Source organism: Nostoc flagelliforme FACHB-838 (assembly GCF_014698065.1).
GTDB classification, from domain to species: domain Bacteria; phylum Cyanobacteriota; class Cyanobacteriia; order Cyanobacteriales; family Nostocaceae; genus Nostoc; species Nostoc flagelliforme_B.
The window spans coordinates 1-7,940 of record NZ_JACJSI010000272.1; the positions used below are offsets into that span (position 1 = coordinate 1).

The 7,940-nt window shown below is 43.9% G+C and carries 7 protein-coding genes and 1 pseudogene; 6 read left to right on the plus strand and 2 right to left on the minus strand.

The features are described from left to right. A pseudogene (locus tag H6G97_RS40420) lies at window positions 1-359 on the minus strand (ParM/StbA family protein); the annotation flags it as partial. A 295-nt stretch (window positions 360-654) separates the two neighbouring features. On the opposite strand from H6G97_RS40420, the gene H6G97_RS40425 reads away from it, so the two are divergent. The 5 genes from H6G97_RS40425 to H6G97_RS40445 all read left to right on the plus strand — a co-directional run bounded on the left by H6G97_RS40425 (window position 655) and on the right by H6G97_RS40445 (window position 6,626). Then, window positions 655-861, plus strand: a complete 207-nt coding sequence (locus tag H6G97_RS40425) for a hypothetical protein (protein ID WP_190946239.1) — start codon at window positions 655-657, stop codon at window positions 859-861. Then, window positions 849-2,654: a MobV family relaxase gene (gene mobV / locus H6G97_RS40430; protein ID WP_190946240.1), complete on the plus strand. Its 1,806-nt coding sequence runs from the start codon at window positions 849-851 to the stop codon at window positions 2,652-2,654. The genes H6G97_RS40425 and mobV overlap by 13 nt, the downstream gene beginning before the upstream one ends. 688 nt (window positions 2,655-3,342) lie before the next feature. Continuing rightward, a complete protein-coding gene (locus tag H6G97_RS40435) occupies window positions 3,343-3,726 on the plus strand; it encodes a DUF6632 domain-containing protein (RefSeq protein ID WP_190946241.1) in 384 nt (127 codons plus the stop codon). Window positions 3,727-3,998: 272 nt separating this feature from the next. After that, window positions 3,999-4,439, plus strand: a complete 441-nt coding sequence (locus H6G97_RS40440; RefSeq protein WP_190946242.1) for a hypothetical protein — start codon at window positions 3,999-4,001, stop codon at window positions 4,437-4,439. A 15-nt stretch (window positions 4,440-4,454) separates the two neighbouring features. Continuing rightward, window positions 4,455-6,626 (plus strand): NB-ARC domain-containing protein, encoded by a 2,172-nt coding sequence (locus H6G97_RS40445; RefSeq protein ID WP_338421952.1) that lies wholly within the window; start codon window positions 4,455-4,457, stop codon window positions 6,624-6,626. A gap of 761 nt (window positions 6,627-7,387) precedes the next feature. Here the strand turns inward: H6G97_RS40445 and H6G97_RS40450 are convergent. Further along, window positions 7,388-7,678 carry a hypothetical protein gene (locus H6G97_RS40450; RefSeq protein ID WP_190946243.1) on the minus strand — a complete coding sequence of 97 codons (291 nt, stop codon included), beginning with the start codon at window positions 7,676-7,678 and terminating at the stop codon, window positions 7,388-7,390. 42 nt (window positions 7,679-7,720) lie between these two features. Here H6G97_RS40450 and H6G97_RS40455 point away from each other — a divergent pair. After that, on the plus strand, window positions 7,721-7,940 hold a 220-nt coding region (locus tag H6G97_RS40455; protein WP_190946244.1), incomplete at its 3' end, for a reverse transcriptase N-terminal domain-containing protein.

The window sequence follows — 7,940 nt, forward strand, 5'->3', positions numbered from 1 at the left end:
CGCTTTTTGATAGCGACATTATGTTTTTGTAGAATTACACCCACCGCCGCCAGTACCTTATATAAAGCATTTTCGTATTTGCGCTCATGAATCCGATCCACAAGAGCAAATTCACTAGCAAATTCGCCCACAATAAAGATGCTGTCCTGCCATTCTAAGTAGGCTTGGTGTTCTGGCAGAGGCATACCGTTCCACACCTGAGTGTCCTGATAACGTTGAAAATCAGCCTTAGTTATCTGTTCCACATCAGGAGACATGACTATTAACTGTGGCTCCTTCCAACCATTAGCCTTATAAATAATTTTTGTGCCAGAGCCACCGACATCTATAGATACAGCAAGATTAATATGTGAGACCATTTTTATGCTGATATTTGAGGGGTAACTGCACTTTAGCGTAAGCAGCGAAATATTGCCCAATCAGCTTGTGTCAAGTTTGCACAACTTAACGGCGTTTTCTGTGCATAAGCTGTGCAATTAGTCAAAAGAAACGAGATTTTCTGCCCAATTACCAGACAGTAAAATTGTGCATAGGCTGTGCAACAAGCAGATGATGTAAGTGCGGCACTAAGAGCAGTAAAATAGCCGCGCTTGCGCTTGTCGCCTACGTTTGAACTGCGGTAGTAGCCACAAGCGCAGTGACAGCACAGAGACTATGACTGTGCGGTTGGGGACAATGGCGGAGGAATTTCGCTTCGGTGTACCATGTTGGTGGTGTACTCACTACACTTCCGTGCCCTGCGGGTGGGCTGCGCCCATTCTTCGCTCCGCTCAGAACACAGAAGTTGCGTTCGCCCCTGCGGGGAGTTTGCACCCCATTGGCACACCTGTTGACATTGAGAAAAAACAATGGTGGCTTTAGCGATTCTGCGCGTTGAAAAACTCAAGTCTTTCGGCAACATTGGCGGCAGCGAGAAGCATACCGCACGTTTACAAGATACCCCAAATGCCGACACCACTAAAAAAAATATCCGGCTGATTGGCATGGAGGATGATTCACCGCTTGAAGTTTTGGTGAAAAACAAGATAGCCAACACAACTTTACACAAACCGCGCAAGGATGCCGTGCTGTGTAGCGATATTTTTCTTTCAGCATCCCCAGAATATTTTCGCCCCGATAATCCATCAAATGCGGGGGAATGGGATAATCCCCGAATGTTGGACTTTGTTAAGGCTTCTCGCAGTTGGTTAGTCAACAACTATGGTGATAAGTGCGTCAGGGCAGAATTGCATTTGGATGAAGCTACTCCTCACATTCATGCCTATGTTGTACCGATCAACGAGAAAACCAAGCAGTTAAGCCACAAAGAAATGTTTGGGGGTAATGGTCGCGCTGCCAGCATTAAGTTATCCAAACTCCAAGATAGCTATGCTGCTGCACTTGCTCCTTTGGGCATTGAACGAGGGGTTAAGGGCAGTAAGGCAACCCACACCAAAGTCAAAGAATATTACCAAGCTGTTAATAGTGAACCACTCACTGCCATCTGGTCGAATAAAAAACTTGAACCCGAACCTTTTGAATCAGCTACAAATTACGTTGCCCGGATTCAGAATGATCACCAATTCCATGTCCTCAACCACCAACTGGCTGACCGCGCTTTCATGCAGGAGCGACTAGAGAGTGCAGAGCAACGGGCAAGAGCCAGTGAGAAGGAACGACAACGGCTAGAAGAAATTGTACGATCGCTGGAATTGAAAACCCAACAACTGCGCGACTTGCCACTTGTTGATGTGGCTTGGGAATTGGGGCTACACAATAGCCAAGGAAAATGGAAGGGTCACGGACACATCATTAATATAGATGGGCCCAAATTCTACGATTTCGCCCCCGATCAACAGAAAGGCTCAGGTGGTGCAATTGATTTGGTGATGCACGTCAACAATTGCAATCTGCGGCAGGCAGTCGTCTGGTTGCATGAGCGATTTGGTGAAGCTGGGGCAGAACGAGCAGCGATAGCATTTAGTCGTCAAGTGGCTGCTGAGATTATTCAGTTAGAACCACGCGACAAATTCAGGCTACCTGTTGAGGATAAAAGCAAGTGGTCTTCTGTCTCCAACTACCTGACCCAGAAACGGGGGATACCATCAAACTTTGTGGAACTTCTGCATAAAAGGGGGTTAGTTTACGCTGATGATCAGCAAAACGCTGTGTTCGTCATGCGGAATCTTAGCGAAGAACCCCAGGCAATAGGAGCATTCCTGCGGGGGACACGGGGCGAGAACAACACGTTTAAGGGCTACGAGAAAGGAACAGTTAGGCGTGAGGGCTGGTTTCACTTCCGCTTAGGCGGACAGCCAACAGATCCTGTAGAGAAAGTGGTGCTTTTGAAATCGCCCATCGATGCCGTGTCTTTTGCCATGCTGGAATATCAGCTTAGAGGCGACGTGCCACCCAATAGAACGCTGTACATGGCGGTAGATAATCCCAAAAGCTTACCAGTAGAGCAATTGCAGAATATTCCTAATGTACAAGTGGCTTTTGACTCGGACGATTCTGGCAATGCAGCTGCACGGGCTGTTAAGGAACTACTGCCACAGTCCAAGCGCCTCAAGTGCAAAGCTGACGATTGGAATCAGCAGCTACTCGATTATGGGCAGCAGTTAAGGCAACAGCAGCAACAGCAACGCCAGCAGGATGATGAATTGAGTCTTTAAAAGTCAGCGTTCTAGTAGTGAACTGTACAGTTAGTTTTGTAGTATTAATGTAGCTGTTTGGTACTTCTTTTTGATGAAAGTGATTTTGAATTCACTTTGATCCTCACTTTTTTTCAAAAAAACTTTCCGCCAAAGATGGCGTACTGTGCGTCAAAATTCCAAATTTTTCAGACCACAAATTCAACACAGAAGTGACATAGAACTGCCAAAAGGCAATGCTTCCCTCTGGCTTAAATTCCACAGATTTACCATCAATCAGCCGTGAACTGCCACAGAATTACCATAAAAAGGGCAGTTTTACACTATGCCGTTTTATTACTTAAATTCTTCATTACGGAGGACTGAGGAGCGGTAGGAGAGATGAGGTGTGCCTGTAGAATCCGTGAATGCTGTACACTACAATCTCAAGATATTTACACCCAGAAAAGCAACGTCAGACCTAGGCTGATTATTAGGAAGTCAAACACCAAGGGTAAACTTGCAACCCGGTCTATCCAGTGATTGGAAATTTGCGGATCAAGAGTGATCGCACAATTTAGGGGAGCCTTCACGCCGTTTGCTAAAGCAGTGGATAAAGCATTAAAATTCCTAACACTTCATTTTTGAAGTGTCACTAGTGGGGATAATATTACAAACTCAGCAGTTTTTTTGAGAGAAACTGCACCGAAAAATAGCAGAGGTTAGAGCAATGGATGAGCGTCATCGTTACTTACAAATCGCTCTCATTCTTGTCGGAATTGCCTTTTTATTTATTTATCCGCTGACTAAAATTTGGGCATCAGGGTGGTTATGGCAACCTGGTCAGTACGAATATGAACAAATGATCATTGGTGTTTATGCGACGCTTGGTGTCTTTTTGCTGTTGGCTTCTCGACAAGCCGAAGCGAACGTCAGTTTAATCTGGTTCACTGTTTGGTCAAGTTTAGTCCACGGGCTAATTATGGCGGTACAAGCAGTAATTGATCCTGCTGAACGTGGACACCTCTTTGGTGATGTTCCAGCATTGTTATTGGTGGCAATTGTCCTTGCCTTCCTTACGCCGCGTAAAGTGGTGTCTAGTGTAATTGAATAGCGTAACTCCCCAAAGCTTAATTTACCTTGAATAGTACACCCCCGTCATGGGGGTATTTTTATAGAGTTAGTAGCCAGCGCTCACGCCCTTGCATGAATGAATTGAAAAGACTTTGAGGCTTTGATTACACGTATTAGCCCTTACGTGTAATGCAGTATGAATTATGAGCCTAAACAATAAGCTCACTAAATATTTCTTCCATTCATTGCGTAATATAGAACAGAAACCATGTATTAATAGTAAAATATAATACCACGCTTAAGAGGTAGGAGATGGAGCCATTAACAGCTGGTGCGATTGCAATTGGAACTGTGATTGCGACTAAAGCTTTAGAAAAAACTGGCGAAAAAGTAGGCGAAGCTTTATGGGAGAAGACTGCTCAGTTTCTCGTCACCCTTAAAAAACACTCTCCCGATACTGTAATTGCTATTGAAAAAGCACCCTCTCAACCGCTCGATTATGGCAAGGCTGTACTGGAGGTCGAATCTGCTGCTAAAGCTAATACCGAAGTCAATCAAGCGGTACAAGAATTGGCCGCAGAAGCAGAAACTAATCCACCTTTGAATTTAGCTGAAGCATTGAAAGAAATAAAAGAAGCGGTGGAGAAATCTCAATATTCAGATGCTCCGGCTTTTATTCAAAATATCCAAAAAGCTATTAATGCAGCTCAAACTCAAAGCATTGATCAACGCAATAGTACTTTCAACATTTGACTCCAGTCGTCCGAAGTGGGAACGGACAAAGTTAAATCTCCAAAAATTGACATTCCTTTCCAAGCGCCACCTTTAGCACCTAATTTTGTAGAACGTCCCTCACAGCAACAAGCGGTAAAAGCAGTTTTACTGTGGCAAGGAGCTTTTAATCAAGGAACTTTAGTTGTTACTGCTATTTATGGATTGGGTGGAATTGGAAAATCAACATTAGCTGCGGCTACAGCCCATGATGAGGATGTTAAAGCTTGTTTTACAGATGGGGTTTTGTGGGCAACTTTGAGTAAAGAACCCGATTTGTTGCAATTATTAAGTAGTTGGATTCAGGCTTTGGGAGACAATAACTATAAACCCATTAAACCAGATGATGCAAAAAGACACTTGCAGACATTACTTTATAATAAGAAAGTCTTGCTGGTGGTAGATGACGCTTGGAATTCAGAACACGTTGAATATTTTCAAGTTGGTAGTGGTGGTTGTCGGGTACTTGTAACTACACGAGAGGCTGTGATACCAGGGGCAAGCCGCTATGATTTGGACGTGATGACAAAGAGCGAATCGCTAAAGCTTCTAGAAAATCAACCACAGCCAAGGCAACTTACCCAAGCAGAAAAACAGCAGGCGGAACTTTTAGCAGAAACAGTTGGTTATTTACCCTTAGCATTAGAATTGGCAGCAGCACAGATCGCAGATGGAATAACGTGGTCAGAATTGTTAGAAGATTTAAGGGCAGAAATAGCTCATTTAGATACACTTGACTTATTTGTAAACTGTAGTAGTGAAGAAAAGCGCAAAAAGTATTCTCTGGTAGCTTCTTTTAATCTCAGTTTGAATTCTTTAACTCCAGAATTATTACAACAATTTGCTTGGTTTGGAGTTTTACCAGAAGATGTAGTTATTACCCATGCAATGGGGGCAACGCTTTGGGGTATTAATCCTAGACAAGCTTTGACAATATTGCGTCAATTAAGGTCTAAAGCATTACTACAAACGGGAACAATTCAGTTTGATAATAAACCAACTTATAGGCTACATGACTTAATACATGATGTAGCTGTTGGATTACTTACAGATGAGAAAGTTCCTAATCAATCTGAAAAACTACCAGGCTTGGGATTGAGTTTAACTGCTGCCCATTCGGCATTATTAAACCGTTATCGAGAAAAAACTCAATCAGGGCAATGGCATACATTACCTACTGATGGTTATATTCATGCTCATTTAACTTGGCATTTCAAGCAAGCAAACCAACTTTTGCAGATACATCAACTTTTACAAGAAGAAACTCCAGCAGGAGGTAACGGTTGGTATGAAGCGTGCGCGAGCTTGGGACAAACTGCCAACTTTGTAACTGATGTTGCTCGTGCTTGGCAATTGGCAGAAGACTCATGGACTCTTACAACCCTGCCTCAAGTTATTGGGTTGCAGTGTCGCTATGCTTTGATTATTGCATCCCTTAATAGTCTGGCAGCTAATCTACCAGTAGAACTGCTGATTGCGTTAGTTCAAAAAAATGTCTGGACTCCTGAGCAAGGATTAGCTTACGTGCTACAAAGCTCGAATCCACGACAGAAAGCAAACTTGCTTACAGAGCTAGTCAATCACCTGCCACCAAACCTAAAACAACTAGGACTCTCAAAAGCTCTGGCTGCTGCTAGGGAGATTCAGGATGAGTCAAGTCGCGCCGATGCCCTAAGTAGTTTGGCTGATAAATTGCCACCTGATTTGTTACCAGAGGCTCTGGCTGCTGCTAGGTCGATTCAGTCTGAGGAGTATCGCGCCAAAGCCCTAAGTAGTTTGGCTGATAAATTGCCGGAATTGTTACCAGAGGCTCTGGCTGCTGCTAGGGAGATTCAGGATGAGAGATATCGCGCCGAAGCCCTAAGTAGTTTGGCTGATAAATTGCCACCTGAGTTGTTACCAGAGGCTCTGGCTGCTGCTAGGGAGATTCAGTCTGAGTCAACTCGCGCCGAAGCCCTAAGTAGTTTGGCTGATAAACTTTCACAAATACAAAAAACTTCACTTTTTAATCACTGGCGAGATACCCTTCACATCTTATTTGTTCACACTCGCCCAAATTTACTTAGTGATATAAACGCATTAACTCCTGCTATACCTGCTTTAGGTGGTCAACAAGCAGTAAAAGATACAGCTGATGCCATCCAAGATGTGTCACGGTGGTGGGGTTAAAGAAGAACATCTTTAGTAAGAAATCCTATTACACGTTAGAGCCATTACGTGTAATTACTGCCTATATATATTGATCTGGCGTTGAGCCGACAATCTTGTAACTTCCATTTAGATGGTAGAGAGAAGAGCATATACTTTGTGGTTGATTTCGGTAGACCCCCTGAAGATGACATCTATGTAATGTTCAAATCCCAAAATTTTTGGGAATACTAAGTTTACGTTTTTACGAGACATAAATACATACTTTACAACCCTGGATAAATTGCAATCTCGATAGAGTTGGTATTTTTCCAGGGTTTTTTATATGCAATAGGTTTATTAGCGCAAAGTATGTACTGTACTCTGCACCAATCAACTGAGGGGAAACAGCCGCTCACGGGTGCTATAGAAAAACGAGGGGCTAAGATGCTTGCTGGATAACGCTTTTAGTCAAGCGCGTACAATTTTCCCGTTTTGGGTGCGACACGATGGCGCACGAAGGGCTGGAAGCCCCTATATACAAAGCTTCCAAAAGATGAGTGAGGAACCGATTCCTCCAGTCTAGTGTCCAAGGCTGTTCCTAACATTCCCATGCGCCACTGGTAACGGTGGTGTGTGAAGCGGAAAGTAAAGCCCAAGGAAGCATTTAGCCTAAAAATGTAACCGGGCAAAGGAAAGATTGGATGGGTGAATGTAAATGAATCCTTATTGAGGCATCGTAAGAAAAGGTCATCGAAAAGGCTGACACGGTGATACGAGTGAATGTACTGAATACCCCGAAACTACTCAGTCAAGGTTTGACTCCTCAATGCAAGTTGAACTGGGACACCAAACACTCCGGTGTAGAGAGGACACCCTACCCAATTACATCTCATCCGTGCGTAACGTAGTAACCCCAATGAAGTCTGGGATTTACCCAGTAAGCAATCCGTAAGGAAAGCCGAATTCTTCAGTGGGTCAAGGATACTTCCAGAAGCGAAAGCCACCAGTCGAAAGGCTTGGGGAATCCATAACCCGGTGGATAGGGCAGATGTCCAACCCGAAAGGGTGCTGACGGGAAGCAGGTGAGTCAACCAATATCCGTTGTAATGATTTCAAACCGAGGTGTAAGTTAGATGCAGGCAACTGTAAACCGAACCAAGGGACAGACTAATTGGAATTGTGTCAACTGGCGCAAAGCCAATCGGATTGTTCGGAATTTGAGACAGCGAATCTTTAGGGCAAAAACTGAGGGCAATCTGAAAAAGGTACGCTCTCTCCAGAAACTGATGCTACGCAGCTATTCTAATCGCCTAGTTAGCGTTAGAAAAGTGACGCAATATAACAGAGGTCGAA

Excerpts from the sequence above, each read along its gene's own strand:
- H6G97_RS40425 (WP_190946239.1), top strand. The coding sequence starts at position 655 with ATGACTGTGCGGTTGGGGACAATGGCGGAGGAATTTCGCTTCGGTGTA.
- H6G97_RS40435 (WP_190946241.1), top strand. The coding sequence starts at position 3,343 with ATGGATGAGCGTCATCGTTACTTACAAATCGCTCTCATTCTTGTCGGA.
- H6G97_RS40440 (WP_190946242.1), top strand. The coding sequence starts at position 3,999 with ATGGAGCCATTAACAGCTGGTGCGATTGCAATTGGAACTGTGATTGCG.
- mobV (WP_190946240.1), top strand. The coding sequence starts at position 849 with ATGGTGGCTTTAGCGATTCTGCGCGTTGAAAAACTCAAGTCTTTCGGC.